The sequence below is a fragment of the Erwinia pyri genome, from assembly GCF_030758455.1.
GTDB lineage: Bacteria > Pseudomonadota > Gammaproteobacteria > Enterobacterales > Enterobacteriaceae > Erwinia > Erwinia pyri.
In genome coordinates this window covers 1344413-1370930 of sequence record NZ_CP132353.1, presented here as the reverse complement: position 1 = coordinate 1370930, position 26518 = coordinate 1344413, and the positions used below count along the sequence as shown (strand labels likewise).

27 protein-coding genes are annotated in these 26518 nt (G+C 56.2%); 6 read left to right on the top strand and 21 right to left on the bottom strand.

Features of this window, described 5'->3' with window-relative positions:
* The first annotated feature begins 2 nt into the window (after window positions 1-2).
* Together Q3V30_RS06480 and Q3V30_RS06475 are read left to right on the top strand one after the other, a co-directional pair.
* Window positions 3-1637, top strand: a complete 1635-nt coding sequence (locus Q3V30_RS06480; protein WP_306211498.1) for an FGGY-family carbohydrate kinase — start codon at window positions 3-5, stop codon at window positions 1635-1637.
* A 110-nt stretch (window positions 1638-1747) separates the two neighbouring features.
* Window positions 1748-2377 carry a KpsF/GutQ family sugar-phosphate isomerase gene (locus tag Q3V30_RS06475; RefSeq protein WP_306213109.1) on the top strand — a complete coding sequence of 210 codons (630 nt, stop codon included), beginning with the start codon at window positions 1748-1750 and terminating at the stop codon, window positions 2375-2377.
* A 95-nt stretch (window positions 2378-2472) separates the two neighbouring features.
* Here Q3V30_RS06475 and fabB read toward each other — a convergent pair whose 3' ends face one another.
* Window positions 2473-3693, bottom strand: coding sequence for a beta-ketoacyl-ACP synthase I (fabB, locus tag Q3V30_RS06470; protein WP_306211496.1), 1221 nt, complete (start codon window positions 3691-3693; stop codon window positions 2473-2475).
* 157 nt (window positions 3694-3850) lie between these two features.
* Between fabB and mnmC the strand changes: the two genes are divergently transcribed.
* On the top strand, window positions 3851-5860 hold the full coding sequence (gene mnmC / locus Q3V30_RS06465; protein WP_306211495.1) for a bifunctional tRNA (5-methylaminomethyl-2-thiouridine)(34)-methyltransferase MnmC2/FAD-dependent 5-carboxymethylaminomethyl-2-thiouridine(34) oxidoreductase MnmC1: 2010 nt from the start codon (window positions 3851-3853) through the stop codon (window positions 5858-5860).
* Between the two features lie 46 nt (window positions 5861-5906).
* Here mnmC and Q3V30_RS06460 read toward each other — a convergent pair whose 3' ends face one another.
* The 6 genes from Q3V30_RS06460 to prmB all read right to left on the bottom strand — a co-directional run bounded on the left by Q3V30_RS06460 (window position 5907) and on the right by prmB (window position 10516).
* On the bottom strand, window positions 5907-6188 hold the full coding sequence (locus tag Q3V30_RS06460) for a YfcL family protein (protein ID WP_306211493.1): 282 nt from the start codon (window positions 6186-6188) through the stop codon (window positions 5907-5909).
* A 28-nt stretch (window positions 6189-6216) separates the two neighbouring features.
* Window positions 6217-6762, bottom strand: a complete 546-nt coding sequence (locus Q3V30_RS06455; protein ID WP_306211491.1) for an elongation factor P hydroxylase — start codon at window positions 6760-6762, stop codon at window positions 6217-6219.
* Between the two features lie 72 nt (window positions 6763-6834).
* Window positions 6835-7638 carry a sulfite exporter TauE/SafE family protein gene (locus Q3V30_RS06450; RefSeq protein WP_306211489.1) on the bottom strand — a complete coding sequence of 268 codons (804 nt, stop codon included), beginning with the start codon at window positions 7636-7638 and terminating at the stop codon, window positions 6835-6837.
* A gap of 9 nt (window positions 7639-7647) precedes the next feature.
* Window positions 7648-8472: a penicillin-insensitive murein endopeptidase gene (gene mepA, locus Q3V30_RS06445; protein WP_306211488.1), complete on the bottom strand. Its 825-nt coding sequence runs from the start codon at window positions 8470-8472 to the stop codon at window positions 7648-7650.
* Window positions 8473-8476: 4 nt separating this feature from the next.
* Window positions 8477-9562: a chorismate synthase gene (gene aroC / locus Q3V30_RS06440; RefSeq protein WP_306211486.1), complete on the bottom strand. Its 1086-nt coding sequence runs from the start codon at window positions 9560-9562 to the stop codon at window positions 8477-8479.
* Between the two features lie 21 nt (window positions 9563-9583).
* The gene (gene prmB / locus Q3V30_RS06435; RefSeq protein WP_306211484.1) at window positions 9584-10516 is read right to left on the bottom strand and encodes a 50S ribosomal protein L3 N(5)-glutamine methyltransferase; all 933 of its coding nucleotides are present in this window, start codon (window positions 10514-10516) and stop codon (window positions 9584-9586) included.
* A 185-nt stretch (window positions 10517-10701) separates the two neighbouring features.
* On the opposite strand from prmB, the gene smrB reads away from it, so the two are divergent.
* Complete coding sequence (gene smrB, locus Q3V30_RS06430) at window positions 10702-11253, top strand: endonuclease SmrB (RefSeq protein ID WP_306211481.1); 552 nt, start codon at window positions 10702-10704, stop codon at window positions 11251-11253.
* Between the two features lie 40 nt (window positions 11254-11293).
* Here the strand turns inward: smrB and sixA are convergent, their stop codons facing one another.
* From sixA to Q3V30_RS06410, 4 genes are all read right to left on the bottom strand, one after another.
* Window positions 11294-11776, bottom strand: a complete 483-nt coding sequence (gene sixA / locus Q3V30_RS06425) for a phosphohistidine phosphatase SixA (protein ID WP_306211479.1) — start codon at window positions 11774-11776, stop codon at window positions 11294-11296.
* Window positions 11777-11946: 170 nt separating this feature from the next.
* Window positions 11947-14106 carry a fatty acid oxidation complex subunit alpha FadJ gene (fadJ, locus tag Q3V30_RS06420; protein ID WP_306211477.1) on the bottom strand — a complete coding sequence of 720 codons (2160 nt, stop codon included), beginning with the start codon at window positions 14104-14106 and terminating at the stop codon, window positions 11947-11949.
* Window positions 14106-15416 carry an acetyl-CoA C-acyltransferase FadI gene (fadI, locus tag Q3V30_RS06415; protein WP_306211475.1) on the bottom strand — a complete coding sequence of 437 codons (1311 nt, stop codon included), beginning with the start codon at window positions 15414-15416 and terminating at the stop codon, window positions 14106-14108. The genes fadJ and fadI overlap by 1 nt, the downstream gene beginning before the upstream one ends.
* Before the next feature lie 157 nt (window positions 15417-15573).
* Window positions 15574-15870, bottom strand: coding sequence for a YfcZ/YiiS family protein (locus Q3V30_RS06410; protein ID WP_306211473.1), 297 nt, complete (start codon window positions 15868-15870; stop codon window positions 15574-15576).
* A 373-nt stretch (window positions 15871-16243) separates the two neighbouring features.
* Here Q3V30_RS06410 and fadL point away from each other — a divergent pair, with 373 nt between their 5' ends.
* Complete coding sequence (gene fadL, locus Q3V30_RS06405) at window positions 16244-17527, top strand: long-chain fatty acid transporter FadL (RefSeq protein WP_306211472.1); 1284 nt, start codon at window positions 16244-16246, stop codon at window positions 17525-17527.
* 63 nt (window positions 17528-17590) lie between these two features.
* On the opposite strand, the gene mlaA is transcribed toward fadL, so the two are convergent.
* From mlaA to ccmA, 10 genes are read right to left on the bottom strand one after another with little or no spacing between them, the layout of a single operon-like run.
* Complete coding sequence (gene mlaA / locus Q3V30_RS06400) at window positions 17591-18352, bottom strand: phospholipid-binding lipoprotein MlaA (RefSeq protein ID WP_306211470.1); 762 nt, start codon at window positions 18350-18352, stop codon at window positions 17591-17593.
* Between the two features lie 33 nt (window positions 18353-18385).
* Window positions 18386-19597, bottom strand: a complete 1212-nt coding sequence (gene ccmI, locus Q3V30_RS06395) for a c-type cytochrome biogenesis protein CcmI (protein ID WP_306211469.1) — start codon at window positions 19595-19597, stop codon at window positions 18386-18388.
* Complete coding sequence (locus tag Q3V30_RS06390) at window positions 19597-20055, bottom strand: cytochrome c-type biogenesis protein (protein ID WP_306211468.1); 459 nt, start codon at window positions 20053-20055, stop codon at window positions 19597-19599. Before Q3V30_RS06390 ends, ccmI begins: the two co-directional genes overlap by 1 nt.
* Window positions 20052-20609: a DsbE family thiol:disulfide interchange protein gene (locus Q3V30_RS06385; RefSeq protein ID WP_306211467.1), complete on the bottom strand. Its 558-nt coding sequence runs from the start codon at window positions 20607-20609 to the stop codon at window positions 20052-20054. Before Q3V30_RS06385 ends, Q3V30_RS06390 begins: the two co-directional genes overlap by 4 nt.
* On the bottom strand, window positions 20606-22561 hold the full coding sequence (locus Q3V30_RS06380) for a heme lyase CcmF/NrfE family subunit (RefSeq protein ID WP_306211466.1): 1956 nt from the start codon (window positions 22559-22561) through the stop codon (window positions 20606-20608). The genes Q3V30_RS06385 and Q3V30_RS06380 overlap by 4 nt, the downstream gene beginning before the upstream one ends.
* The gene (gene ccmE / locus Q3V30_RS06375; protein ID WP_306211465.1) at window positions 22558-23043 is read right to left on the bottom strand and encodes a cytochrome c maturation protein CcmE; all 486 of its coding nucleotides are present in this window, start codon (window positions 23041-23043) and stop codon (window positions 22558-22560) included. The genes Q3V30_RS06380 and ccmE overlap by 4 nt, the downstream gene beginning before the upstream one ends.
* Entirely contained in the window at window positions 23040-23273 is a 234-nt protein-coding gene (ccmD, locus tag Q3V30_RS06370; protein ID WP_306211464.1) for a heme exporter protein CcmD, read from the bottom strand. Before ccmD ends, ccmE begins: the two co-directional genes overlap by 4 nt.
* Window positions 23270-24013: a heme ABC transporter permease gene (locus tag Q3V30_RS06365; RefSeq protein WP_306211463.1), complete on the bottom strand. Its 744-nt coding sequence runs from the start codon at window positions 24011-24013 to the stop codon at window positions 23270-23272. Before Q3V30_RS06365 ends, ccmD begins: the two co-directional genes overlap by 4 nt.
* Before the next feature lie 52 nt (window positions 24014-24065).
* Window positions 24066-24725, bottom strand: a complete 660-nt coding sequence (gene ccmB / locus Q3V30_RS06360; RefSeq protein ID WP_306211462.1) for a heme exporter protein CcmB — start codon at window positions 24723-24725, stop codon at window positions 24066-24068.
* Window positions 24725-25342, bottom strand: a complete 618-nt coding sequence (gene ccmA, locus Q3V30_RS06355; RefSeq protein WP_306211461.1) for a cytochrome c biogenesis heme-transporting ATPase CcmA — start codon at window positions 25340-25342, stop codon at window positions 24725-24727. The genes ccmB and ccmA overlap by 1 nt, the downstream gene beginning before the upstream one ends.
* A 240-nt stretch (window positions 25343-25582) precedes the next feature.
* Between ccmA and Q3V30_RS06350 the strand changes: the two genes are divergently transcribed.
* Window positions 25583-26506 carry a formate/nitrite transporter family protein gene (locus tag Q3V30_RS06350; protein ID WP_306211460.1) on the top strand — a complete coding sequence of 308 codons (924 nt, stop codon included), beginning with the start codon at window positions 25583-25585 and terminating at the stop codon, window positions 26504-26506.
* Window positions 26507-26518: the final 12 nt, after the last annotated feature.

Genomic DNA, 26518 nt, shown 5'->3' with positions numbered 1-26518 from the left:
CAATGACAAGTTATTATCTGGGTGTGGATGTAGGAACCGGCAGCGCGAGAGCAGGTATTTTCGACCTTAAGGGGCGAATGATGGGTCAGGCCAGCCGCGAAATCGCGCTGTTTCGCCCGCAGGCTGATTTTGTTGAGCAATCTTCCGACAATATCTGGCAGGCGGTATGCCAGGCCGTGCGCGATGCGGTTAATCAGAGCAACATCAATCCCGTGCAGATTAAAGGTATCGGCTTTGATGCCACCTGCTCTTTGGTGGTGCTGGATAAAGAGGGCAAACCGCTGACGGTCAGCCCTTCCGGCCGCAGCGAGCAGAATATTATTGTCTGGATGGATCACCGTGCCATTTCTCAGGCAGAACGCATTAATGCGACCAGACACCGGGTGCTGGACTACGTCGGCGGCGTGATCTCGCCAGAGATGCAGACGCCAAAGCTGCTGTGGCTGAAGCAGCATATGCCCAACAGCTGGCAGAATATCGGCCATCTGTTCGACCTGCCCGACTTCCTGACCTGGCGCGCAACCCAGGACGAGACCCGTTCGCTCTGCTCACTGGTGTGCAAATGGACCTATATGGGTCATGAAAATCGCTGGGATGAGAGCTATTTCCGCCAGATTGGGCTGGAAGATTTGCTTGAGCACGACGCCGCTAAAATCGGGCGCGAAGTCAAAACGATGGGCGAACCTCTGGGGCACGGGCTGACGCAGCGCGCTGCCAGCGAAATGGGGTTATTGCCCGGCACCGCGGTTAGCGTCTCAATCATTGATGCCCATGCAGGCAGCCTGGGCACGCTTGGCGCCGCTGGGGCATCCGGTGAGCATGCGGACTTTGACCGCCGGATCGCGTTAATCGGCGGCACCTCCACAGGCCACATGGCTATTTCCAAAGAGCCGCGCTTTATCAAAGGCGTCTGGGGTCCCTACTTTTCCGCCATTCTGCCCGATCTCTGGCTTAATGAGGGTGGGCAGTCAGCCACCGGCGCGCTGATTGACCATATGATCCAGTCGCACCCCTGTTATGCCACGCTGCGCGATCAGGGCAAAACCCAGGGGAAAACGATCTATGAAGTGTTAAACGATCTGCTGCGGAAAATGGCGGGTGAGCCGGAAAAGATCGCCTTTCTGACGCGTGATATTCATATGCTTCCCTACTTTCACGGCAACCGATCGCCCCGCGCTAATCCAAACCTTACCGGGATCCTGACTGGTCTTAAGCTCTCACGCACGCCGGAAGATATGGCGTTGCACTATCTGGCGACCGTTCAGGCTATCGCGCTGGGGGCGCGGCACATTATCGAAACCATGAATCAGACGGGTTACAGCATCGATACCATTATGGCCAGCGGCGGCGGCACGAAAAACCCTGTCTTCGTGCAGGAGCATGCCAATGCCACCGGCTGCGCCATGCTGCTGCCGGAAGAGAGTGAGGCGATGCTGCTTGGCAGCGCCATGATGGGCACCGTGGCCGCAGGCGTCTACGAGTCATTGCCCGAAGCGATGAATGCCATGAGCCGCATTGGTAAAACCGTTACGCCGCAAACTAATGAGATAAAACGGTTCTATGACCGGAAATATCAGGTGTTCCGTGAGATGTATCACGACCATATGAAGTATCGCCAGATGATGCAGGAGGCGTGATGAAGAAGGAAGAGGGAGTCACGACAGACAAGGCGGGAAGTTTGCAGGCAAATGAGCACGAAATTACGCCAGACAATGCCGGAAGCTTGCAGGCAAAGGAACACGAAATTATGCCAGACAATCCCGGAAGCCTGACGCGGCAGCAAGAAGACGCCTGGCAACAGGCGCAGCAAGGCTGGCAGGTCTGGAGCCAGACGCTGGCGGTGCTGGACAAGCAGGTAGATCGCCAGCAGTGGCAGGCGGTGCTGGCGCTTATCGCCGGATGCCGGGGAAAAATTGCGGTAACCGGCGTTGGCACCTCCGGGATCGCGGCGCGGAAAATTGCCCATATGCTGGCCTGCATCGAGCAACCCGCAATCTGGCTCAGTGCAGCCGATGCGGCACATGGCGACAGCGGTTTTCTTCGACCGGAGGATGTGCTGATTATGCTTTCCCGCGGCGGCAACTCTGACGAGCTGACGCGGCTGCTTCCCACGGTTAAGGCCAAAGGGACAACACTGGTTTGTGTTACCGAAAATCCGGACTCTGCGCTGGCCAGAAGCGCAGACCAGCTTTTGCTGACCCCACGCGTTGAGGAGATCGATCCGCTGAAGATGCTGGCGACCACATCAATTATGGTGGTGCTGGCGCTGTTTGACGGCATGATCGCGGGCCTGATGAGTGATAGTGGCTTTGGTAAAGAGCAGCTGCTGGCTGTGCATCCGGGGGGAAACGTAGGGAAAGTCCTGCGGGGGGATTAATTTGTAGCAGCGATTTATATGTGAAGCGCCGAAACAAACAAAAACGCCCGCTGAAGCACAGCGGGCGTTTTAACGTCACAACTCAGAGAGAGCGATTACAGCTTGCGCATTACCAGCGTGGCGTTGGTGCCGCCAAAACCAAAGCTGTTGGACATCACGGTCTTCAGCTTCTGCTCGGTCGGTTTGGTTACGATGTTCAGGCCCTCTGCCGCCGGGTCCAGCTCATCGATATTGATGCTTGGTGCGATGAAACCGTGCTCCAGCATCAGCAGCGAGTAGATAGCTTCCTGCACGCCTGCCGCACCCAGCGAGTGGCCAGTCATCGCTTTGGTAGCGGACATCGCTGGCATACTGTCGCTGAACACTTCACGGATGGCACCCAGTTCCTTCACATCGCCCACTGGCGTAGAGGTGCCGTGGGTGTTCAGGTAATCGATTGGGGTATCAACGTCAGCCATAGCCAGACGCATGCAGCGCATGGCGCCTTCGCCTGAAGGGGCAACCATATCCGCACCGTCAGAAGTTGCGCCGTAGCCCACTACTTCTGCATAGATGTGCGCACCGCGCGCCAGCGCGTGTTCCAGCTCTTCAACCACTACCATGCCGCCGCCGCCTGCGATAACAAAACCGTCACGGTTGGTATCGTAAGTACGGGACGCTTTTTCCGGGGTTTCGTTGTACTTGGTAGAGAGCGCGCCCATGGCGTCAAACTCACAGGACATTTCCCAGCACAGCTCTTCGCCGCCGCCAGCAAACACCACATCCTGTTTGCCCAGCTGAATCTGCTCAACCGCGTTACCGATGCAGTGAGCAGAGGTGGCGCAGGCTGAACTGATGGAGTAGTTCACACCGTGAATTTTAAACGGGGTAGCCAGGCAGGCTGATACGCCAGACGCCATCGCTTTGGTCACCATGTAAGGACCCACGCCGCGCAGGCCTTTCGCACGCATGCCGTCAACGCTGGCTGCCTGATAGAAAGGCGAGCCGCCGCCGGAGCCGGCAACCAGACCCACACGTGGGTTGCTCTGGTACTGCTCTTCGGTCAGGCCGGAGTCTTTTACCGCTTCCAGCATAGAAATGTAAGCATAAATGGACGCATCACTCATAAAACGCAGAACTTTGCGGTCGATGAGGCTGGAAATTTCGTCTTTAGAGAGTTTGACGTTACCCCAGACGTGACTACGCATGCCGGAATCTTTCAGCTCCTGAGCGAAGGTGATGCCTGAGCGACCCTCACGCAGAGATGCGAGGACTTCCTCCTGGTTATTACCAATGCTGGAAACGATACCCAAGCCAGTAATCACTGCACGTTTCATTCAATACCTCATTCACTGCTTATATTAGGATTCGACACGCACTTTAGCTTACAGTTGTACGCCGAACAAGTCCGATCAGCGCTTAACTTTTGTAAATTTGCGTGGGCCAGCTCACACCGTTACAATCGCGGCACCGCCTGATAACTGAGCTTTTACCTTGAAAACGACTCCAATCGAGCATGCTGAATTAAGCTGGAACGATCAGGGTACACCTGTATCCCGAGCGTTTGGCGACGTCTATTTCTCAAACGAGAGCGGGCTGGAAGAGACGCGTCATGTGTTCCTGGGCGGTAACCAGCTACCCGATCGTTTCGCTCATCATTCGCGCGATCTGTTTATTGCCGCCGAGACGGGTTTTGGGACAGGTCTTAATTTTTTAACCCTGTGGCAGGCGTTCGATCGCCACCTGAAAACTCAGCCAGATGCTAAGTTACAGCGTTTACACTTTATCAGCTGTGAGAAATATCCTTTAAGCGTAACCGATTTAGCCAGCGCCCATGCCAGCTGGCCTGAACTGGCTGACTATGCGGCCAGATTGCGCGAGCAGTGGCCGGTTGCCCTGCCTGGCTGCCATCGCCTGTTGCTGGAAGGAGGACGCATCACGCTTGACCTCTGGTTTGGCGATATTAACCAGCTAATCCCTGGTTTTGATGACAGCCTGCAGCAGCAGGTGGATGCCTGGTTCCTGGACGGCTTTGCGCCGTCGAAAAACCCCGATATGTGGACACCGGAGCTGTTTAGCTGCATGGCCCGCCTTGCCCGTAAGGGGGCCACCTTTGCCACCTTCACCGCAGCAGGCTTTGTGCGTCGGGGTCTGCAGGCAGCAGGATTTAACGTGGTGCGCAGTAAAGGATTTGGCCCCAAGCGTGAAATGCTCTGCGGCACGCTGGATGAGGCGCTTCCCCTTGACGATCGTCTGCCGTGGTACTCGCGTCCCGCCGCCAAAGATGATGATATCGCCGTGATCGGCGGCGGCATTGCCAGCGCCCTTCTCTCGCTGGCGCTGTTGCGCCGGAACAAAAAAGTCACGCTCTATTGTGCCGATCCCCTTCCCGCTCAGGGCGCTTCCGGCAACCGGCAGGGCGCACTCTACCCGCTGCTCAATCAGCACGATCCGGCGCTGGCTCGCTTTTTCCCCAGCGCCTTCACTTTTGCCCGCAGGTTATACGACACGCTTCCCGTGGCTTTTGACCACGACTGGTGCGGCGTCACGCAGCTGGGGTGGGATGAGAAAAGCCGTGAGAAAATCGCTAAGCTTTTAACTATGGGGCTGCCCGAAGTGATTGCTCAGGAGGTTTCAACCGAACAGACTGAAGCGTTGTGCGGCGTTGAAACCGGCTGCGGCGGCATCACTTATCCACTGGGCGGCTGGCTTTCCCCCGGACAGTTGACCCCCGCACTGTTTGAGCTGGCTGGCCTGCAAGGGCTGAGCATTCACTGGGAACATCAGCTCACTTCTCTTCAGTCCGCTGAGGAAGGCTGGCAGCTCCAGTTCAGCCAGCAGCCAGCGCAGCGACACAGTAACGTGGTGCTGGCAACCGGACACACGCTGGCGTCATTTGAGCAGAGTGAAAACCTGCCCGCCTATGCGGTGAGTGGGCAGGTCTCCCATATTCCCACCACAGGCGCGCTTAGCAGACTCAAACAGGTGCTCTGTTACGACGGCTATCTGACGCCAGCCAACCCCGATAATCAGCATCACTGCATGGGTGCCAGCTATCACCGCTCCGACAGCTCAACGGCCTACCGGGAAGAGGATCAGCAGGAGAATCGCGAGCGCCTGATCCGCTGCCTGCCTGAGGCGGAGTGGCCGAAGGAGGTAGACGTCAGCGCAGGCGATGCTCGCAGCGGTGTCCGCTGCGCCAGCCGCGATCACCTGCCGATGTTTGGCCCGCTGCCCGATTATCAACGCACGCTGGAAACCTACGCTGATTTAGCGCAGAAAAGGGAGCAGGCGCCTGCGGCCCCCGTCTGGCCGGGACTTTTTGTGCTGGGCGCGTTGGGATCCCGCGGACTCTGTAGTGGCCCGCTGGCGGCAGAGGTGCTGGCCGCAGAGATGTGTGGTGAGCCGATCCCGCTGGATGCCGATACGCTGGGCGCAATGCATCCTAATCGTTACTGGGTAAGAAAGCTGTTGAAGGGAAAAGCGGTGAAAAGCGCGCTCTGAAAGGGCGCGGCTGAAGAAGCCAGGCGGCACGGCGGCCGCCCGGTTCTCAGACTGGCTTACGGGCCTGCAGGAAGAGATTATCCCACATGCCGATCACCAGCGCCTGATCGCGCGGCGACAGTTCACCGGCGTGGATAGCGTTTTGCAGGCTCTGTTGCACCTGAATCTGCAGTGCTTCCGGCGTATGTTCACCCTTCTGTTCAATTTCGGCCACCGCCAGCGTCAGATGCCCGCGCAGATAGCCGCTGGCAAAGAGTTCATCGTCGCTGGCGCTTTCCACCATCTCGTCGATCAGAGCCAGAATACGCGCCTCAAATTCATCGATCATACCATTCCTTATCCATTCTTCCCCGCGGTCACAGATCTTCCGGCCAGGGAAACTGTGCCGCCGTTAGCGGGGGTGTTGAGTAATACGAGCAGAGTTCGGTAACAAAACGGGCTGGACGGGCTGGAAGGCCCTTCTCCAGATGCATCATTACCTGAGCATGGACTTTCCGCTGAAACGCGATGCGATCCGGTTCACAATCTCCATTGAGATTGTCACAACTTACATTGAAGGGAAACCCTGCCGCAACACAAAACATCCACTCCAGCGACTGCGGTTTCACTTCCACCGCTTCAAACTGATTCTGGGTCATGGCATCCCGGCCGTCCGGGCAGTACCAGTAGCCAAAATCGACCTGCTTACGCCGTTCAGCGCCTGCAATACACCAGTGCGAAATTTCGTGCAGCGCGCTGGCATAGTAGCCATGAGCAAAGACTACGCGGTGATAGTCAACCTGCTCATCAGCAGGAAGATAGATCGGTTCGTCGTCGCCTTTAATCAGGCGTGTCTGAAAATCGTGAAAAAAGCAGCGGTCAAAAATCTCAATCAGCTGCGAATAGTGATGGTTCTCGTTCATTTTTTTCTTCTGAAACTCTGAATTGAATTAACATGCTGCACCAATCCGGGCAGTTCCCTCTGCCGTTCGCCTTCAGCTAAACAGCTGATGGAACCATGCGGCGATGGCCGCGCCGTGGCTGTCATAGAGCAATTTGGCGCTCATCACCGCAGAGACAATCACCACCATCGGACGGATCAGCGTCTGACCACGGCTCAGCACCATACGGGCGCCCAACCGTGCACCGCAAATAGCACCTACCAGCATTACCAGCCCGGTGCCCCACACCACTTTGCCGCCAAACATAAAGAAGAGCAGACCGCCAAAGTTGGAGGTGAAATTAAGCACTTTGGCATGCGCGGTCGATTTCGCCAGGTTAAAACCGCACAGGGTAACGAAAGCGAGCGCATAGAACGAACCCGCGCCGGGGCCAAAGAAACCGTCGTAAAAGCCCACGCAGCCGCCCGCAACCAGCGCAAACGGCAGCCCGTGCAGACGGCGCTGGCGATCTTCCTCGCCAATTTTAGGCATCAGCAGGAAATAGAGCCCTATCGCAATCAGCAGCACCGGCAGGATCTGGCGCAGCAGCTCCGCCTGAATATGCTGGATCAGGATAGCGCCGGTTATCGCGCCAATAAACGTCATCGCAATATTGAGCTTCTGCTCGCTCAGATTGACCGCTTTCCTGCGCACAAAATAGAGGCTCGCCGAGAACGAGCCGCCCACAGACTGCAATTTGTTGGTGGCAATAGCCTGCGCCGGAGAGAGCCCCACAGACATCAGCGCAGGAACGGTGAGTAATCCGCCGCCTCCGGCGATGGAATCAATAAATCCGGCCAGCATAGCCACAAAGAAAAGCAGCCCAACCAGCAGCGGGCTGATGACAAACCAATCCATCTTCGGTTCCTAAAGCAGATGTTTATCCAGTAATGCCTGACAGGAAGGCGGCAACGGCGGCGGCTCACGCTTCACCGGCTTACCCGTGCCTGGTTTCGGTGGCAGGAACCAGCTTTGCAGCTCGGCACCACAGCCATCTCCGGCAGGCGGTACTGGCTGATCCTGGCACTCCAGGCTGCCAACAGGACAGCGCAGGCGGACGTGCATATGCGCCCGATGTCCAAACCAGGGACGCACTTTACGCAGCCAGTCGCGATCGGCGCCTGCATCGGCACAAAGCTGCTTTTTAATTGCAGGATTAACGAAGATGCGCGTGACTTCCTCATCTTTCGCTGCAAGTTTAATCAGGCTGTCGATCTCTGGCTGCCAGTGACGCGCCACCACATTTTTACCATCTGCCGCCACTAAATCGAGCGGCTGCGGCTTGAGTAACATCTGCGGGGTCCAGCGCGTTTTCGGCAGCTGGAGCCAGATATCCACATCAAGCCCCGACTGATGGCTGGCATGACCGCTGCTGAAGCGCCCGCCCGCCGCCATACCCATATCGCCAATCAGCACTTCACCCAGCTGCAGGTTATGCACCTGTGTGCTGAGGCGCTGAATAAACAGGATCAGATCGGGATGCCCATAATAGCGGCGCTGATCCTGCCGCATCACCTGGTAATCCGGCGAGTTAAGCGGCAGCGCCTGCGCGCCGACGATACAGCCGTTGGCAAACTGGCCAATCGACTGCGGCGAACCGCTAATCGGCTGGCGAATGGATTGCCACGGCGTGGCCGCCAGGGTGGCGGCACTGAACAGCAGAGCAGAAAGCGCAAACAGCGTCTTTTTCATTCGGTTACCAGCGAGGAATAGCCGTGTGCACATCAGCATTCTGAGCACGCTGACGCAGTAAATGATCCATCAGAACGATCGCCATCATCGCCTCGGCGATCGGCACCGCGCGGATCCCTACGCAGGGATCGTGGCGGCCTTTGGTGATCATCTCCACTTCTTCCCCGAAGCGGTTAATGGTTTTGCCCGGCACGGTGATGCTGGAGGTGGGCTTCATCGCCAGGGTCGCCAGAATCGGCTGTCCGCTGCTGATGCCGCCTAAAATGCCGCCCGCATGATTGCTCTGAAAGCCATCCGCACGGATTTCATCACGATGCTGGCTGCCACGCTGGCTGACCACCGCGAACCCGTCACCGATTTCCACCCCTTTCACCGCATTAATGCTCATCAGCGCATGGGCCAGATCCGCATCCAGACGGTCGAACACCGGTTCACCCAGCCCTGTGGGCACGTTTTCTGCCATAACAGAGACTTTGGCACCGATGGAGTCACCCTCTTTTTTGAGCGCGCGCATCAGCTCATCCAGCGCCTCAATTTTGTCCGGATCGGGGCAGAAGAATGGGTTTTGCTCAACCTGCTCCCAATCTTTCAGCTCACAGGCTACATCGCCAATCTGCGCCAGATAGCCGCGCACTTTGATGCCATGTTTCAGCGCCAGATATTTTTTTGCAATGGCGCCCGCCGCAACGCGCATCGCTGTTTCACGGGCTGAAGAACGCCCGCCGCCGCGGTAGTCGCGCAGGCCATATTTCTGCTCGTAGGTGTAATCAGCATGTCCGGGACGGAATACATCCTTGATTTCACTGTAATCCTGCGAACGCTGGTCGGTATTTTCAATCAGCAGGCCAATGCTGGTGCCGGTGGTGACCCCTTCAAACACGCCCGATAAAATTTTCACCTGATCCGGTTCACGGCGCTGAGTGGTATAGCGGGACGTGCCCGGACGGCGGCGGTCCAGATCGTGCTGCAAATCAGCTTCCGTCAGCGGAATGCCGGGCGGCACGCCATCAACAATACAGCCAAGCGCCAGTCCGTGAGACTCCCCGAAGGTGGTGACGCGGAAGAGTTGTCCAATCGTGTTACCGGCCATGATGTCCTCTTAATATTTTTATTAATCTTTATAGATGCTGAAGTGGTGCCGGGCGTCAATAATCTGCTGACGGGTCAACATAAAGACGCCGTCGCCGCCGTTTTCAAATTCCAGCCAGGTAAAGGGTACGTCAGGATACTGATCCATCATGTGCACCATGCTGTTGCCCACTTCACAAATCAACACACCCTGCTCGGTCAGGTAGTCCGGCGCATTAGCCAGAATACGGCGAGCCAGTTTCAGACCATCGCTTCCGGCCGCCAGGCCCAGCTCCGGTTCATGGCGGAATTCATTCGGCAAATCACCCATATCTTCCTGATCCACATAAGGCGGATTGGTGATAATCAGGTCATAAGGGGTTTTTGGCAACTCGCGGAACAGGTCGGCGCGGATTGGCGTCACCTGATGCGTAAGACCATGAGCTTCAATGTTTTGCTCCGTCACCGCCAGCGCATCGGTAGAGATATCCACCGCATCCACTTCCGCCTCCGGGAAGGCGTAAGCGCAGGCGATAGCGATGCAGCCGCTGCCGGTACACATATCCAGAATATGGGTAGGCTCAAAGGAGATTAGCCCGGCGAAGCGGTCATTGATCAGCTCACCAATCGGCGAACGGGGTACCAGCACGCGCTCGTCAACGTAAAACTCGTGACCACAGAACCAGGCTTTGTTAGTGAGATAAGAGACCGGAATGCGTTCATTGATGCGGCGAATAACACGTTCGACAATGCGGTGACGCTCGCTGGAGGTCAGCCTTGCGGTGCGCATATCTTCCGGGATATCCAGCGGCAGATAGAGGGTGGGCAACACCAGCTGCACGGCTTCATCCCAGGGATTATCGGTGCCGTGACCATACCAGAGATCGGCTGCGGAAAAGCGGCTGACCGACCAGCGCAGCATATCCTGGATGGTGTGCAGCTCACTGACTGCCTCATCAACGAAAATTTTGTCCAATGTGCCCTCCAACAGGCCAAACTCAACTCGGCAGCTAGTTTGCCATGAAGCGGACCATAATTCAGCGCGGCGGCGTGAAAAAGCTGACTTTTGTTTTGTGCCTTCACAACTCAAGGTAGACTGTGGTCAGAAAAGACGACGCTGCGGGAGATTTTGCGCCCGAAAACCCGGATGATGAGAATTCAATGAGTAAAAAACAGCCCCTCAGCGCCGAAGATCAGGCCTTGTTTCGTGGATTAATGACCGGCACCCGCAAGCTGGCGCAGGACACCATCGTCCATAAACCGCCGCGCAAGAAAATTTCTGAGGTGCCGCAAAAAAAGCTGCTTTCCGAGCAGATGGATGCCAGCCACTATTTTTCTGATGAGTTTCAGCCGCTGCTGGCTGAAGAAGGCCCCATGCGTTACGTGCGAAGTGACGTCAGTCATTACGAACTCAAGAAGCTGCGACGTGGGGATTACAGCCCGGAGATTTTTCTCGACTTGCACGGATTAACGCAAAGGCAGGCGAAGGCGGAACTGGGTGCGCTGATTGCAGCCTGTCGCCGCGAGCACATATTTTGTGCCAGCGTAATGCATGGTCACGGCAAACATGTTCTCAAACAGCAGACGCCTTTATGGCTGGCCCAGCATCCTCTGGTGATGGCATTCCATCAGGCGCCAAAATTGTTTGGCGGCGATGCGGCCCTGCTGGTATTGATTGAGATAGAGGAGTGGTTGCCGCCTGAGCTGCCCTGAAGCAGACGACTCAGGGCCGGAGGGAACCGGCCCTGGAGAGTTACATGGCTTTAGCCAGTTTTGACGGGCTCACCTGCCATTCCAGCTTGCCGCTGCTGCTGTCAGCATTGAAATCGATGCTGGCAATGGCCGAAGTGGCAAACATCGGCGGTGATTCCTGTGGGCAGAGTTCGGAGACCAGATAGCCCACCAGAGGCAGGTGAGAGATCACCAGCACCGACCCTACGCCTTCCTTCGCTAATACCTGCAGATAGCTGGCAACTAAGGCAGGATCACCACCGGGCGTCAGTTCGGACAGAATATCCTGCCCATCCGGCAACGTCAGTCCTTCACGCACCGTAGAGAGCGTCTGTTCAGCACGCAGATAGGGGCTGACCAGCACACGTTCAATATTCACTGCCTGGCCGTTGAGCCAGTTCGCCATCTGGCGTGATTCATTACATCCGCAATGAGTCAGAGGTCTTACAGAATCACTAGCCGCATCTAAAGCAGCATCGCCGTGACGCATAATGAAAACTTGCATAATGCACCGCTGTTGTTAAACATAAACGCCGGAAAACAGAGCTTCCCGACTCTTCATTCAGTGAATGAACGCTGTGTTGTACCCTAATGCCGGAAGTTAAGTCAACCGATTGTTTACAAAATGAGCGCTTTACGGAACAGTGCCAAAGCGCCCATTTTCATCCGGTAAATCTAACCCGCTGAATCCGCATGGCTATTCAGCTTACTCTCCGTTTTGTAAAAGGTTTCTTCTGAACTGGCCCGTTTTAACAACGCCTCGCACGGGGTAAAGCGTTCGCCATAAGACTCCTTCAGCCGCTCTAATGTGTTGACGATCGCAGCGGCACCTGTTCTGTCCATATAGTGGAAAGGGCCACCGAGGAAAGGAGGAAAACCGATGCCAAATACGGCACCAACGTCGCCATCCCTTGCAGAGCGAATAACGCCTTCATCAAGCGTTCTTGCCGCCTCATTCAGCATCATCATTACGCAACGTTCGGCAATGGTCTGGGCGCTGAGATGCGTTTTGGGCGTCAGGTTTAACAAAGTATAAATCTCCGCATCCACCGCTTTTCTTTTGCCAAAGGTTTTACGCCCGTACTGATAAAACCCCCGGCCGTTTTTGCGCCCTTTACGGCCATCTTTTAGTACCGCATCCAACTGGTCAGGCGCCCTGAAACGCTCGCCCCAGGCGCTTTCCAGCACGGGAAGAATATGGGTGCCGATATCGATACCCACTTCATCCAGCAACTGTATCGGCCCTACAGGAAAACCGAATTTTTCCAGCGCACGGTCAATCACCTCTATCGGCTCACCCTCCAGCAGACAGCGCATCGCTTCATTGATATAAGGAGCCAGAATGCGATTGACATAAAAACCCGCACGGTCGGCCACCACAATGGGCGTTTTTCCCTGCTTCTTCGCCAGTGCTACCGTGGTGGCGACAGTTTCAGATGAGGTCCCTGCGTGCGGGATCACCTCTACCAGCGGCATCTTGTCTACCGGACTGAAGTAGTGCAGCCCGATCACATTTTCAGGCCGCTCAGCATTTGCTGCAATATCTGCAATGGGTAACGAAGAGGTATTGGAAGCAAAAAGCGTCTGCGCTGAGGTATTGGCTTCCACTTCAGCCACCATCTTCTGCTTCAGCGCCAGATCTTCGAAGACCGCTTCAATAATGATATCCCGGTGATGGAAGCCCTGAAAATCGGTGCCGCCGCCAATCAGCGCTATCTGCCTCTGCCGTTCGGCAGGACGGATATGCCGACGCTGCACGCTTTTGCTCAGCAGATCCCAGCTGTATTTCATCGCATGGTTAATGCCGTCGGGGGTGATATCTTTAATGCGCACCGGAAGTTTGCCACGCGTGGCGGTGACATACGCAATCCCTCCGCCCATCAGCCCGCCGCCCAGCACGCCGACTGACTTCACCTCGCGGGGTTTAACCTCTGCCCCCCACTCTTTTTTCATTTCAGTGGTGGCAAAAAAGAGGCTACGCAGCGCGGCCGATTCTGGCGTCATCGCCAGTTGCCCAAAGGCTTTTGCCTCTTCGCAATAGCCAATCAGATGCCCCTTCTGCAGGCCTGTCCGCACCACAGAAAGAATTTTCCGCGTTGCCGGATAGTTGCCCCGGGTTTTGGCTTCGGTCTTTTTACCTGCCAGCGAGAAGAGAATGGCTCTGCCTGCTGGCGCACTGAACAGGCGCTCGCGCAGGGGCAGAGCTTTATGCGTTTTACGTCCCTTCAACACCATTTTTACGGCTGTTTCCAGCAGGATGGTTTGCGGTACGGCGTCATCCACCAGCCCCAATTTCAACGCCTGCTTAGCCCGCAACGTTTTACCGGTGAGGATCATCTCCAGCGCCTGCGAGACACCAATCAGCTGCGGCAGACGCTGTGTACCTCCCGATCCCGGCAGCAGACCCAGCTGAACTTCCGGCAGCCCCAGCCGCGTTTTGTCATCCAGCGTGCAAACGCGCTGATTACAGGCCAGCGCCAGCTCCAGCCCACCGCCGAGGCAGGCTCCATGGATGGCGGCCACCACCGGCACCGCCAGTGAGGCTATCTCAGACATCACCTGCTGCCCTTCCAGCGCCAGCGCTTCCGCTTCTTTAGCCGTTGTGCAGCGGTCAATCATGGCGATATCCGCCCCGGCTATAAATGAATCCGGTTTGCCGGATATCAGCACCAGTCCGACAAGGTGGGGGTTGCTGCGCGCTTCGCTAATCACTTCCCGGATCTGCGCAGCAAATTCCGCTTTCAGCGTGTTCATCTTCTCGCCTGGCACATCAACAGTGATGACGCCGACGTTATCCAGCCGCATGGTCAGCCCAAAGGCTTTGCCGTTTTCCATTATTCCGCCTCCAGTACCATTGCTGCCCCTAAACCGCCGGCCGCGCAGGCGGTGACCAGCCCCAGTCCGCCACCGCGACGTCGCAACTCGTTCAGCGTCTGCGTGATCATTCTGGCCCCGGTGGCGGCAAAAGGATGCCCGTAGGCGATAGAGCCACCCAGCACGTTGAATTTCTCCTGGTCGACCTCACCCAGCGCATGGGGACGGTTTAACACTTCACGGGCGAAACGTTCATCAGCAAACAGATTAAGATTTGCCAGCGTCTGGGCGGCAAAGGCCTCATGCATATCAATCAGCGTCAGATCCCCGAGAGTGATCCCTGCCCTGTCGAGCGCTATTGGCGAAGCGTAGGAAGGGCCAAGCAGCATATCCTGCCAGACGTCAGTGGCGGTAAAGGCGTAGCTGCGCAGATAGCCAAGCGGCACCAGCCCCAGCTCACGCGCGCGCGCTTCCGTCATCAGCACCACGGCGGCGGCACCATCTGTCAGCGGCGTACTGTTGGCAGCGGTGACCGTACCGTGCTGGCGGTCAAAAGCGGGACGAAGGCGGGAATAATCTTCCAGAGAGGAGTTAAGGCGGACGTTATTATCCTTTGCAAAGGGTTTAAGCCAGGGCGGCACAAAAGCGGTCATCACCTCCCCCTCCAGCCGCCCCTCTTCCCAGGCCCTGGCGGCGAGCTGATGTGACCGGTGCGCCAGAGCATCCTGCTGCTCGCGGCTGATACCGTGGCTTTTCGCCATCTGCTCAGCGGTGTCGCCCATGCGTAAACCGGTGGAGTATTCCGCCACGGCAGGCGGTACAGGCAGCAGGTCCCGTGGGCGTAACTGGCTGAACAGTTTTATTTTTTGCGAGAATGTTTTGGCCTTATTAAGGTCAACAAGAGTGCGGCCCAGCTTTTTGCTGACGCCAATTGGCAACACGGAAGAGGAGTCTGCGCCTCCGGCGATGCCGGCCTGGATAGTGCCAGCCAGCAGGCTTTCCGCTACGTTAGCAACCGCCTGAAAACTGGTCGCGCAGGCCCGGCTGACGCTGTAGGCATCGGTGCGCACGTTAAGCCCGCTTCCCAGCACAATCTCACGGGCGATATTCGGTGCTTCCGGCATCTGCACCACCTGGCCGAAGACCAGCTGCTCAATCACCTCCGGCGGCAGTTCGCTCCGCGCCATCAGTTCACTGACCACCATTCTGCCCAGCTCAATAGCGGGGACGCCATGTAAGGCTGTGGCCTGACGGGCAAAAGGGGTACGGAGTCCGTGTGTAATGGCGATGCGTTCGCCCTGACGCGTCAGCAAAGGAAGTGCCTTGCTCATTCTGGTCACCCTTGAAATCCAAACGGCATCATTGCCAAAGAGGTCTGACCTCTAAGGTTAACCAGATTTCTGCGTTCTGCACGGTAATTAAGAGAAAATTGCGAGAGGAAACACGCTTCGGGAATAATGAGCGGGCAATGCCCGCTCATGGCGGGGATTAACGCAGGCCGAGCTGGAAAATCATCGTTTCTGCCTGGCAGCTGAAGATGAAGTCAGCCTCAAGCAGCACGCCAGCGGCCTGTTCGCTGAAGCGAGCCTCAATGACGCAGGGATCGGATTCTACCTGACGCGCTTTTTCAGTCAGCGTCGCCAGCGCCTCTTCCGCCTGCTGGCGGGTTTCATACAGCTTGCTCCAGCTGGCGGTGCAGTCGGTGTTGTCCATGATGGTGCCTACATCCACACAGCAGCAGGCGGCCGTTTCATTTGCACTGCATTTATTCAGAGCGTGAGTCATAAGTGATCTCCGGTTAGCCGCTACAACGGCAGAAGTAAAATATTGGGGTCTATTTTACGCCTGCCGGAAAAAGTTGTCTGGTCAGGGCCAGGGATAACGCCATTAAGTGACGAAAATCACAGTTAAAATTGATCTGAAACAAGTTAGACTAGGAACGCTCGATTTGGGTCCACACCTTTTTGTTAAGCAGATCGCTTTTTTTGGATCATTTTAGAAATATTTATAAAACAATATTGCAACATGAGCACAGGTCAGACCTATACTGGGGCCACTGGTCTGATTTGTTCGCCGTCTGTCAGCCCCTGGACTTTACAATTCCCTGTTACTTCATGTAACAGAGTTTAATAAAAATCAAATAAATGAGGTTGTGGTCATGAACCATAAAAACCTGTTTGCGAAATCTGCGCTCGCAGCTGCAGTGGCAATTGTTACGTCAAACGTTTATGCAGCCGGCTTTCAACTGAATGAATTCTCTGCCATAGGTTTGGGCCGCGCCTATTCCGGCGAAGGCGCAATGGGTGATACCGCAGCCTCTGCCAGCCGCAACCCGGCAACCATGGCCCTGATGGATCGCCCGATGTTCTCCATCGGCGCGGTGTTTATTGATCCTGACGTGAGTATCGACGGCGAAAGTCAGTCTGGCCAAAGCCTGAATGCCAATAATATTGCGCCAACGCAATGGGTACCGAATATTCATTATGTTCAGCCAATTAACGATCAATGGTGGCTTGGGGCTTCCGCAACCTCTAATTATGGTCTGGCGACGGAATTTAATAATGATTACGCAGCCGGTCCTTATGCCGGTAAAACCGATCTGCAGACCGTTAACTTTAATTTGAGTACGGCTTATCGCCTGAATCAACATTTTAGTTTTGGCGTGGGGTTTGACGCGGTTTATGCCCGGGCGAAGATCGAACGTTATGCCGGAGAAACAGGTCCGGCTCTGGGCTTGCCAGCAGATACGCAGATTGCACACCTCAAGGGTGAAGAATGGGGCTACGGCTGGAACGCCGGTATTCTGTATGAAGTTGATGATAATAACCGCTTCGGTTTTACCTACCGTTCCGAAGTAAAAATCGACTTTGATGGCGATTATAAAAGCAGTATTCCTGCCGCGTTTAACCCAATTAATCAGGCAGGCAATTTTGGCCTGCCTTACGGCACCAGCGGCAGCACTATTCCAGGCTCGTTAACCCTGAACCTGCCGGAAATGTGGGAGCTGTCAGGCTACCATAAAGTGGCACCGCAGTGGGCGGTTCACTACAGTCTGGCTTACACCAGCTGGAGCCAGTTCCAGGAGCTGAAAGCGACCGGAACCCAGGGACAGACGCTGTTCCAGAAAACCGAAGAGTATAAAGATGCCTACCGTATCGCCCTCGGAACCTCCTATTTCTATGATGAAAACTGGACTTTCCGCACCGGTATCGCCTTTGACGACAGCCCGGTTCCTGCCGAGAATCGCTCCATTTCCATTCCGGATCAGGATCGTCTCTGGCTGAGCGCCGGCGCCTCTTATGCCTTTAACCAGGATGCGTCAGTGGATGTGGGCCTCTCCTGGATGCATGGCCAGCACGTCACGGTTGAAGAAGGCGGCTATACCTTCAACTCTACCGGTAAAGCCTGGCTGTATGGTGCGAGCTTCAACTACAAGTTCTGATTACCTCTGCAAAAGCAAAAGGCCTCTCATAAGAGAGGCCTTATTTTATGGCATCGCAACGGGCTAGTTGGAATCGATATCGTCCAAATCGCCCTGAATGGCCGCCGCGTTCGGGTTTTCCTGCGGAATTAACTTACCATCGCTCGCCAGGAAGTCATGACGCTGGAAGTAAGCCGCGCGGACAAAGGCGTAAGGGTCCTGCGAATTACGCAGGATCGCGTCGGAATCGAGCAACTGAGCACGGGTCTCCACGCCTTCTAACGCCCACTTGCCTGCTGTCATCCACCAGGTCAGCCAGCTCAGTGGAGCATAGAGGTCATCGACCACCCCACCCACATCTTCACGCGGAGTAAAGCCGCCATAGCCCGGCACTTCAACATAGGGACCATAGCCAACGCCGTAGTTGCCCAGCGTACTGCCGAACCCGCGCGCCTCTTCTTTCGCCAGCTTGGGGTTCGCCATGCTCGCCACGTCGATAAAGCCGCCCATGCCCAGAATGGTATTCAGGAAGAAACGGTTAAAGTGGATCATCGCTTTATAAGGCTTGCCCTCAATAAAGTAGTTCACCATGGTGGAAGGCTCATCCAGGTTGCTGAGAAAATTACTCAAGCCGGTGCGGGCCGGTACTGGAAGATAGTCACGCCAGGCCACCGCCACAGGGCGTACCACATACGGATCCAGCACGTTGTAGTTAAAGTTGAACATTGAACGGTTAAATCCTTCAAACGGATCCGATCGCCCCTGCGGCGCATCCGCCGTGTTCGAACTGGCACACCCAATCAGCAATACGCTGGCCAGCGCTACGCCCGTTATGCGGTAGCTCATATCTTTCTCCCTGTGATCAATGTAATACCGCCGTCACGGCTGCTGCTGATTAATCTCAACAGCCATCTGCTGGTGACCGTCAAAAGGCGTAACGGCGCTGAGTCCAAACCAGTCGCCCGGCTGCGGATTCGCGCTGCCGTCGCGCGAGAGGCGAACGCGTACCTGAATCTGCTGCTGCGCTGAGAGCAGACGCTGCGGCATCATGGCGTTGCTGTCATCCAGCGTCAGCGATAAAGGAAAATGGCCTACAGGTAATTTTTTCACCGCCACCGGGACGGGAGAAACACCATCAGCAACAGAAATATACAACACTCCATCCGCAGGTAACATTTTTTCTGCCTCTGGCGACAGGGAGACAGAAAGCGCCAGATGGCTGTTTTGCTTGCCAGATTCAGTTTTTGCCTGCTCGATGCTGCGTTGGATCATCACCACACGCTTATCGTCAGCAGGTAACAATTGTAACATCTTTTGCCAGACTGCAATGGCCTCAGGGTAGTGCTGCTGACTAAAAGCATTAAATGCCAACAGGCTCAGCACCCGCAGATTGCTGCCATCACTCTTCACCATTTCATTCAGCATAACCGCAGCCTGACGATTATCCTGCGGGTCTGGCGATCGGGTCAGCACATCGGCATAGCTGAGCTTGACTTCAGGATCGTTTGGCGCCAGCTGCATCGCGTGCTGGAAAGCCTGCGTTGCCGTAGCCGCATTGTTCAGCACCATGCCGATTCGTCCCAGCATCAGCCAGTCATTGACGTTCTGCGGATCGTTCTGCAATGAGGTGCGCACGCCCAGGCCAAGCCTTGCCAGCTCCTGCATCGTCAGCGGCTTAGCTGCCGGATCCATCACCTGCGCGCGCAGAGCAGGCAGATCGTTTTGCACCTGCTGCCAGGATAAAACCTGCGCGAAACCGCCCGTTTTAAAGTAAAAACCCAGGCTGACCAGGATCAGCACCAGCACGCCCGGCACCAGCACCCAGCGGCCGACGCTGCGCTCTCTGCCCTCCTCATCCTGAGGAATATCCAGCAGCAGGGTTTGCTGCAGCTCGCGCACCATTTCCGGCCGCTCGCCCACCACGCCCTGCTCTTCATCCTCTTCCAGCTCTTTCAGCCGCTGATGATAAAAAGTTTTATTCAGCGTATCGCGATCGACCGCAGAGGGACGCTGTTTACGTCCCCCGGCAATCAGCAGCAGTGCGCATGACGCTACCAGCAGCGCCAGAATGGTTAACCAGAATCCACTCATTATTGCTTCCCGTTATTCTTCAGAAGCGCGTTCAGGCGCTGTTGCTGTTCCGCATCGATCTCATCGTTCAGCGACCGTTTCCGGCTGCGCAAAATAATCACCAGCGCACCGATGATCACAAAGAGCGCAGGGCCTGCCCACAGAATGATTGTGGAAGGCATCACCGGCGGTTCATAGGTGACGAAGTTGCCGTAACGCGCCACCATATACTGCTTTACCTGATCCGGCGTCTGCCCGTTTTGCAGCAGCTCATAGACTTTCAGCCGCATATCGCTGGCGATCATCGCATTGGAGTCCGCAATGCTATTGTTCTGGCACTTCGGGCAGCGGAGCGATTCGGTCAGATGGCGATACTGCTGCTCCTGCTCCACCGAATTAAATTTATAGGTATCAATATTGTCAGCTACGGCAGCAAAGCTGATTAACAGCGCCACCAGCAGGCTCAGGGCAACTTTCACGCGCCGGCCTCCCTGCTGTATTTGTCCCAAAGCGGCTTCACTTCACGGTTCCACACCTCGTCATTAAGATCCCCCGCATGGCGATAGCGGATGATGCCTTTACCATCGATCAGGAAGGTTTCCGGCGCACCATAGACACCAAGATCTAACCCCAGCATGCCGTCACCGTCATAGAGACTCAGCGCATAGGGGTTGCCCAGCGAATTCAGCCAGTTGATCGCTTTATGACGATCGTCTTTGTAATTCAGCCCAACGACACGCACGCCAGTGGAGGCCAGCGAGTTCAGATACTGATGTTCAGCCCGACAGGTGGGGCACCAGGTAGCCCAGACGTTCAGCAGGATCGGTTTGCCATTGGTCAGTACCGACTGATCGTAAGTTTTTCCCGGCTGATCCAGCGACTCCAGCTTAAATACCGGCACCGGTTTGCCCACCAGGGCCGATTCCAGCAGCGTAGGATCGTCACCGTTAGCATTACGGGTAAGTTGCCACATCAGTGCCGCCGCCAGCAGCAGAAACAGCACTAAGGGGATATAGAGAATTTTCTTGTTCATGCCAGCTCCTGCTGCGCTTTTTTACGCGAGCGATAGCGCGGATCGCACAGGCAGAAGATCCCGCCAACAGCCATAAATACCCCACCGAACCAGATCCAGCGCACAAAAGGTTTGTAGTAGATGCGCACCGCCCAGGAGTTATCTTCCAGCTCTTCACCCAGCGCGGCATAGAGATCCCGGGTGAAGCCGCCGTTGATCGCGGCTTCCGTCATCATGGTATGAGCCACGCTGTAGTAGCGTTTTTCTGCCTGCAGCGTCGCTTCATGCCTGCCATTGCGCGTAACGTCAATGACGCCTACGGCCCCGGTGTAGTTTGGCCCCTGCAGGTTATGCACATCGCGGAAGGTAAAGTGGTAGTCGTGAATATCCACCGTGTCGCCTGCGCGCATCCGCACATCCCGCTCCACGCTGTAGTTCTGGCTGAAAGCAATGCCAATCACCGTCACGGCCACGCCCAGATGGCCAAGTACCATTCCCCAGTGGCTGCGCGACAGATGCGTCAGACCTTTAAGGAAGCTGTGGCGATGGGTGGCGCGTTCATGCAGCTCTATCAGCGTAAGGAAGATGACCCAGATGGACATCAGCAACCCCACCACCGCCATCGCTTCAATGCGGTCCTGCATCAGCCACGGCAACACGACAGAGAGCACCAGCGTGCCCACCACCGCCACAGCCAGCCGCTTCCAGAGTTTCTGCGGCTCATCACGACGCCAGCGCACCAGTGGGCCGATCCCCAGCATCAGCGCCATCGGCGCCATCAGCCAGGTAAACAGCGTATTAAAGAAAGGTTCGCCGATAGAGATACTGCCCAGCCCCAGCTGCTTGTGCACCAGCGGCAACAGCGTACCAAGCAGCACCACCAGCATCGCCGCTATCAGCAATACGTTGTTTCCCAGCAGGAAGGATTCGCGGGACCAGACTTCATTCTGTACCCGGCTACGCACTTTGCTGCCTTTAATGGCATACAGCAGCAGCGAACTGCCGATAACGATGACCAGAAAAGCCAGAATAAACATGCCGCGGGCCGGATCGGAGGCGAACGAGTGGACGGAAACCAGCACGCCAGAGCGAACCAGGAAGGTCCCCAGCAAACTCAGGGAGAAAGCGGTAATGGCCAGCAGCACGGTCCAGGCTTTAAAGGTGCCGCGTTTTTCAGTGACGGCCAGCGAGTGGATCAGCGCTGTTCCTGCCAGCCACGGCATAAAGGAGGCGTTCTCTACCGGATCCCAGAACCACCAGCCGCCCCAGCCCAGTTCATAATAGGCCCAGGCTGAACCCAGCACGATGCCGATGGTGAGGAAAACCCAGGCCGCCGTGGTCCACGGGCGTGACCAGCGCGCCCAGGCGGTATCCAGACGCCCGGCCATCAACGAGGCGATAGCGAAAGCGAATGCCACGGAGAAGCCCACATATCCCATATAGAGCAGCGGCGGGTGGAAGATCAGGCCAATATCCTGCAGCATCGGGTTAAGATCGCTGCCATCTATCGGGAGGTCCGGCAGCGTGCGGGTAAAGGGATTCGAGGTCAGGGTAAGGAACAGCAGGAAGCCGAGGTTGATCATTCCCATTACCGCCAGCACTCTGGCGATGGAGTCGAGCGGCATCCCGCGGCTGAACAGCGCCACGGCGAGCGTCCAGGTGCTCAGCAGCAGCAGCCAGAGCAGCAGAGAACCTTCATGGGCGCCCCAGGTGGCGGCTACCCGGTAGTATACCGGCAGGAGCGTGTTGGAGTTGGTCGCCACATACGCCACGCTAAAATCGTTCACCACGAAAGCATGAACCAGTACCGCAAAAGCGCCAGCAATGCAGGCAAACAGCGCATAACTCAGCGGACGAGCCAGGCCCATCAAACGGGGATCCTGGCGGGCTGCGCCCCATAGCGGATAAATACTTAATAACAGAGAGAGCGCAAGCGCCAGGCAGAGCAGAAAGCTGCCGATTTCAGGCATCATGACTGGCCACCCTGTTGCTGGTAAGCCGTCTGTGGCCCTTTATGGTTGGTTTTCATCGCATCCTCAATTTCTGGCGGCGTATACTTTTCATCATGCTTCGCCAGCACTTCTTTTGCCTTCACCAGGTGGCCATCCTCCAGCACGCCCTGCGCCACTACGCCCTGCCCTTCCCGGAACAGGTCCGGCAAGATGCCGAGATAGCTGACGTCAATCACGCCGCGCGCATCATAGAGTTTGAAAGAGACCGCCAGCGTGTTGGGATCGCGCTTGACGCTGCCCGGCATAACCATGCCGCCCACCCGCAGACGCTGGCCCGGTTCCGGCATAACGCGGGCTTCGCCTTTGCCTTCAAGAATTTCACTGGGCGTATAAAAAAGATCGATATTGGAACGCAGGGCATACATCACTAATGATGTTGCCACCCCAAGCCCGACAAGGATGGCGACCACCATAATCAGGCGGCTTTTACGACGAGGGTTCACGCTTGCTCTCCTGCGGCTTCACTGGCAACTTTACGGTTTTTGGCCGCCTGAATTCGGCGATCTCTGCTCTGCCGCTGACGAATATCATTCAGCAGCCTGCGGCGCTGCAACACCGTGTGCAGCACCAGCAGGCCAAGGGCGATCAGGGTTGAGGCCACGGCCAGCCAGACGTAGAAGGCGTAGCCGCCCATCTGAAAGAAAGCCTGCCATGATGAGAATGCTGGCGTCATGCTTTGCGCCCTCCTTTTGCCGCCACGTCCGCTACCCAGGGACGGTGACGTTCCGTAAACAGGATCAGATTGCGCAGGCGCATCAGCGTTAATGAGATAAATATCAGGAGATAACCAAGGATTGACCAGCGCAACGGGCTGCGCATGCTGGGGTCAATGGCCTGCTGGAGCATACCGGATGAGCCCTGATGCAGCGTATTCCACCACTGCACCGAGTAGTGAATAATCGGCAGGTTTACCACCCCCACCAGGATCAGGATCCCGGCGGCACGTCCTGCCATGCGGCGGTCGTCAAAGGCGCTGTAGAGGGCGATCACGCCCATATAGAGGAACAGCAATACCAGCTCCGAAGTCAGGCGGGCATCCCAGATCCACCAGGTTCCCCACATGGGCTTGCCCCAGGCGGACCCGGTTATCAGCGCAATAAAGGTGAACACGGCACCGATGGGCGCCATCGCTGCCGCCGCTAAATCGGCCGTTTTCCATTGCCAGACCAGACCGATAAAAGCGGCAATCGCCATCGATGCATAGATGCCCATAGACCACATCGCGGCCGGGACATGGATATACATGATGCGGTAACTGTTGCCCTGCTGATAATCTGCCGGGGCAAAACCAAAGCCCCATATCCAGCCCAGTAACAGCGTTAACAGGCCCGGCACCGCAAACCAGGGCACCAAACGACCGCATAACCGATACAACCGGTCGGGCTTACCGAGTTGATGTAACCATTTCCACATTATTATTTTGCTCACATAAAAAGAAAAAGCGTTCTGGTGTTCAGTAAAATGCTTAATGCACGCTGACCCGCAATGCTGCGGCAGTGGCGAACGGCGCTAACGTGGCGCTGCCCACCAACAGAGCACCTAAAATAGCCAGGTAGCCGTCAATCGGAAGCCCCATGCCGGCAGCGTCTATGGCTGCGCTGGCAAAAATCAGTACCGGTACCGCCAGCGGCAGCACCAGTAAACTCAGTAATACGCCACCGCGGCGCAGCCCAACCGTTAAACCAACCCCTATCGCCCCCAGAAAGCTCAGGGTGGGCGTGCCCAGCAGCAGCGTCAGCGCTATAGCGCGCCAGCTGGCGAAGTCCAGCGAAAGCAGCAACGCAGCCAGTGGAGAGAGCAACAGCAGCGGCAGACCGGTCACTACCCAGTGAGCGGCCACTTTTCCCAGCACTGTTATCGGCAGCGGTCCGGGCAACAACAGCAGTTGTTCAAGCGACCCATCAAGAAAATCATCACGAAACAGACGCTCAAGCGCCAGTAGCGAAGAGAGCAGCGCGGCAACCCAGACAATTCCCGGCGCAATGCGCGCCAGTAATGCAGGTTCTGGCCCGATCCCCAACGGGAACAGGGTGATCACAATCAGGAAAAACCAGAGCGGGTTGATAATCTCTGAGCCGCTACGGAAGGCAATGCGCAATTCACGCCTGAGAACGCGCCAGAACATCAGACTACCTCCGAAGAGGTCAGCCGAATTTTGCGAACCGTGCGGTGTGCGGTCGGTAATTCCTGGTGAGTGGTTAAAATGACCGTGCCGCCATTTTCTGCATGCATATTAAAAAGCGCCATCAGCTTAGCCACACCGGACTTATCAATAGCCGTTAATGGCTCATCAAGGATCCATAAAGGCGAACGGCTTAACCACAACCGGGCCAGCGCGACTCGGCGCTGCTGGCCCGCCGAGAGCTGCGCCACGGCAACATCTTCGAACCCGACTAAATCCACTTCCTCCAGAGCCGCCATCAGAGAGGCTTCCGACTGGCTGGCATGATAGAAGTGCAGATTCTCGCGCGCCGTCAGCACCGCTTTCACGCCTGGCTGATGCCCAAGATAGAGCAGCGCCGCATGCCAGTTATCACGCTGCTGGCGGATAGGTTGGTGATGCCATAAGACATCGCCCTGCTCTGCCCGGCTAAGCCCGGCAAGAATTCGCAGTAGCGAGGTTTTTCCCGCCCCGTTCGCCCCTTCAATCTGGACAATATCGCCCGCTGAAACGGTGAAACTGAGATCGTGGAACAGCGTACGTTCGTCGCGTACGCAGGTCAGATTGTTGGCTTCCAGCATCAAAAAAATCGCGCTTAATAGAGTGGGTCGGAATAGTACCACAGGCTTTCAGGTCATCGCAGCCTGCTCTCTGCCTGCGCCCTCATGGGCTGGCAGCATTATGCCTGTTACGCGTCACAGATCTCATAAAAAACCCTTGCGGTTAAAGGTTTGTTACGCTTTCCCTGAAAATTCGTAACAAACCATCCTGCCAGAAACACGCTACGCTTAAGAGGAAATTAACCGCTGGGAAACAGAATAATGAATAAGAAACATGAAGATGGCGAAGTAGATAGTCAGGAGAGCGAGCAGGATGAAGAGATAGAAGTGGATGAAGAAGTTCTCCCCTCCCGAGCGGCGGCCGTGCATGAACAGATCCGTCAGGAGGGAGAAAAGGAGCTGGAACGCGACGGTATGGCGCTGCTGTTTTCCGCCATAGCGGCTGGCCTTTCCATGGGCGCATCGCTGATGGCCAAAGGCATCTTTCAGGCCAATCTGGAAGGGGTGCCGGGCGCTTTCCTGCTGGAGAACCTTGGTTATACCTTCGGCTTTATTATCGTCATTATGGCGCGACAACAGCTGTTCACTGAGAACACCGTTACCGCTGTTCTGCCGATTATGCATAAGCCCACGGGCAGCAATATATTACTGCTGCTTCGCCTGTGGGGCATTGTGTTGGGAGGTAACCTGGCCGGCACGGCGCTGGCAGCGTTGGCTTTTAACTATATGCCGATTTTTGACGAGGCCACACAGCACGCTTTTGTCACCATCAGCCATAAAGTGATGGAAAACACGCCGGGTGAAATGTTTGCTAACGCTGTAGTTTCAGGTTGGATTATTGCCACCATGGTCTGGATGTTCCCTTCCGCTGGCGCGGCAAAAATCTGGGTCATTGTGCTGATGACCTGGCTGGTTGCCCTGGGCGATCTGGCGCATATCGTGGTCGGTTCCGTAGAGGTTCTCTATCTGGTCTTCAACGGCGATATCAGCTGGCATGAGTTCCTCTGGCCTTTCGCCCTGCCTACCCTCGCCGGCAACATCATCGGTGGTACCTTTATTTTCGCGGTGATCAGCCATGCTCAAATCCGTAACGATATGAGCACTGAAGCGAAGGCGAAGGCAAAAGCCGATGCCAAAGCAAAAGAGAAAAAGGAAGGCAAAACAGCAGAACAGGGAGGCGAATAACGGGGGGAGAAA

Excerpts from the sequence above, each read along its gene's own strand:
- Q3V30_RS06460 (WP_306211493.1), bottom strand. The coding sequence starts at position 6,188 with ATGATCGATGAATTTGAGGCGCGTATTCTGGCTCTGATCGACGAGATG.
- ccmA (WP_306211461.1), bottom strand. The coding sequence starts at position 25,342 with ATGCTGGAAGCCAACAATCTGACCTGCGTACGCGACGAACGTACGCTG.
- Q3V30_RS06455 (WP_306211491.1), bottom strand. The coding sequence starts at position 6,762 with ATGAACGAGAACCATCACTATTCGCAGCTGATTGAGATTTTTGACCGC.
- fabB (WP_306211496.1), bottom strand. The coding sequence starts at position 3,693 with ATGAAACGTGCAGTGATTACTGGCTTGGGTATCGTTTCCAGCATTGGT.
- aroC (WP_306211486.1), bottom strand. The coding sequence starts at position 9,562 with ATGGCCGGTAACACGATTGGACAACTCTTCCGCGTCACCACCTTCGGG.
- Q3V30_RS06380 (WP_306211466.1), bottom strand. The coding sequence starts at position 22,561 with ATGATGCCTGAAATCGGCAGCTTTCTGCTCTGCCTGGCGCTTGCGCTC.
- Q3V30_RS06385 (WP_306211467.1), bottom strand. The coding sequence starts at position 20,609 with ATGAACAAGAAAATTCTCTATATCCCCTTAGTGCTGTTTCTGCTGCTG.
- fadI (WP_306211475.1), bottom strand. The coding sequence starts at position 15,416 with ATGAGCAAGGCACTTCCTTTGCTGACGCGTCAGGGCGAACGCATCGCC.
- smrB (WP_306211481.1), top strand. The coding sequence starts at position 10,702 with ATGAGTAAAAAACAGCCCCTCAGCGCCGAAGATCAGGCCTTGTTTCGT.
- Q3V30_RS06450 (WP_306211489.1), bottom strand. The coding sequence starts at position 7,638 with ATGGATTGGTTTGTCATCAGCCCGCTGCTGGTTGGGCTGCTTTTCTTT.
- Q3V30_RS06350 (WP_306211460.1), top strand. The coding sequence starts at position 25,583 with ATGAATAAGAAACATGAAGATGGCGAAGTAGATAGTCAGGAGAGCGAG.
- ccmB (WP_306211462.1), bottom strand. The coding sequence starts at position 24,725 with ATGTTCTGGCGCGTTCTCAGGCGTGAATTGCGCATTGCCTTCCGTAGC.
- sixA (WP_306211479.1), bottom strand. The coding sequence starts at position 11,776 with ATGCAAGTTTTCATTATGCGTCACGGCGATGCTGCTTTAGATGCGGCT.
- Q3V30_RS06410 (WP_306211473.1), bottom strand. The coding sequence starts at position 15,870 with ATGACTCACGCTCTGAATAAATGCAGTGCAAATGAAACGGCCGCCTGC.
- fadL (WP_306211472.1), top strand. The coding sequence starts at position 16,244 with ATGAACCATAAAAACCTGTTTGCGAAATCTGCGCTCGCAGCTGCAGTG.
- Q3V30_RS06365 (WP_306211463.1), bottom strand. The coding sequence starts at position 24,013 with ATGTGGAAATGGTTACATCAACTCGGTAAGCCCGACCGGTTGTATCGG.
- ccmD (WP_306211464.1), bottom strand. The coding sequence starts at position 23,273 with ATGACGCCAGCATTCTCATCATGGCAGGCTTTCTTTCAGATGGGCGGC.
- mepA (WP_306211488.1), bottom strand. The coding sequence starts at position 8,472 with ATGAAAAAGACGCTGTTTGCGCTTTCTGCTCTGCTGTTCAGTGCCGCC.
- Q3V30_RS06475 (WP_306213109.1), top strand. The coding sequence starts at position 1,748 with ATGCCAGACAATCCCGGAAGCCTGACGCGGCAGCAAGAAGACGCCTGG.
- ccmI (WP_306211469.1), bottom strand. The coding sequence starts at position 19,597 with ATGAGTGGATTCTGGTTAACCATTCTGGCGCTGCTGGTAGCGTCATGC.
- mlaA (WP_306211470.1), bottom strand. The coding sequence starts at position 18,352 with ATGAGCTACCGCATAACGGGCGTAGCGCTGGCCAGCGTATTGCTGATT.
- Q3V30_RS06480 (WP_306211498.1), top strand. The coding sequence starts at position 3 with ATGACAAGTTATTATCTGGGTGTGGATGTAGGAACCGGCAGCGCGAGA.
- fadJ (WP_306211477.1), bottom strand. The coding sequence starts at position 14,106 with ATGGAAAACGGCAAAGCCTTTGGGCTGACCATGCGGCTGGATAACGTC.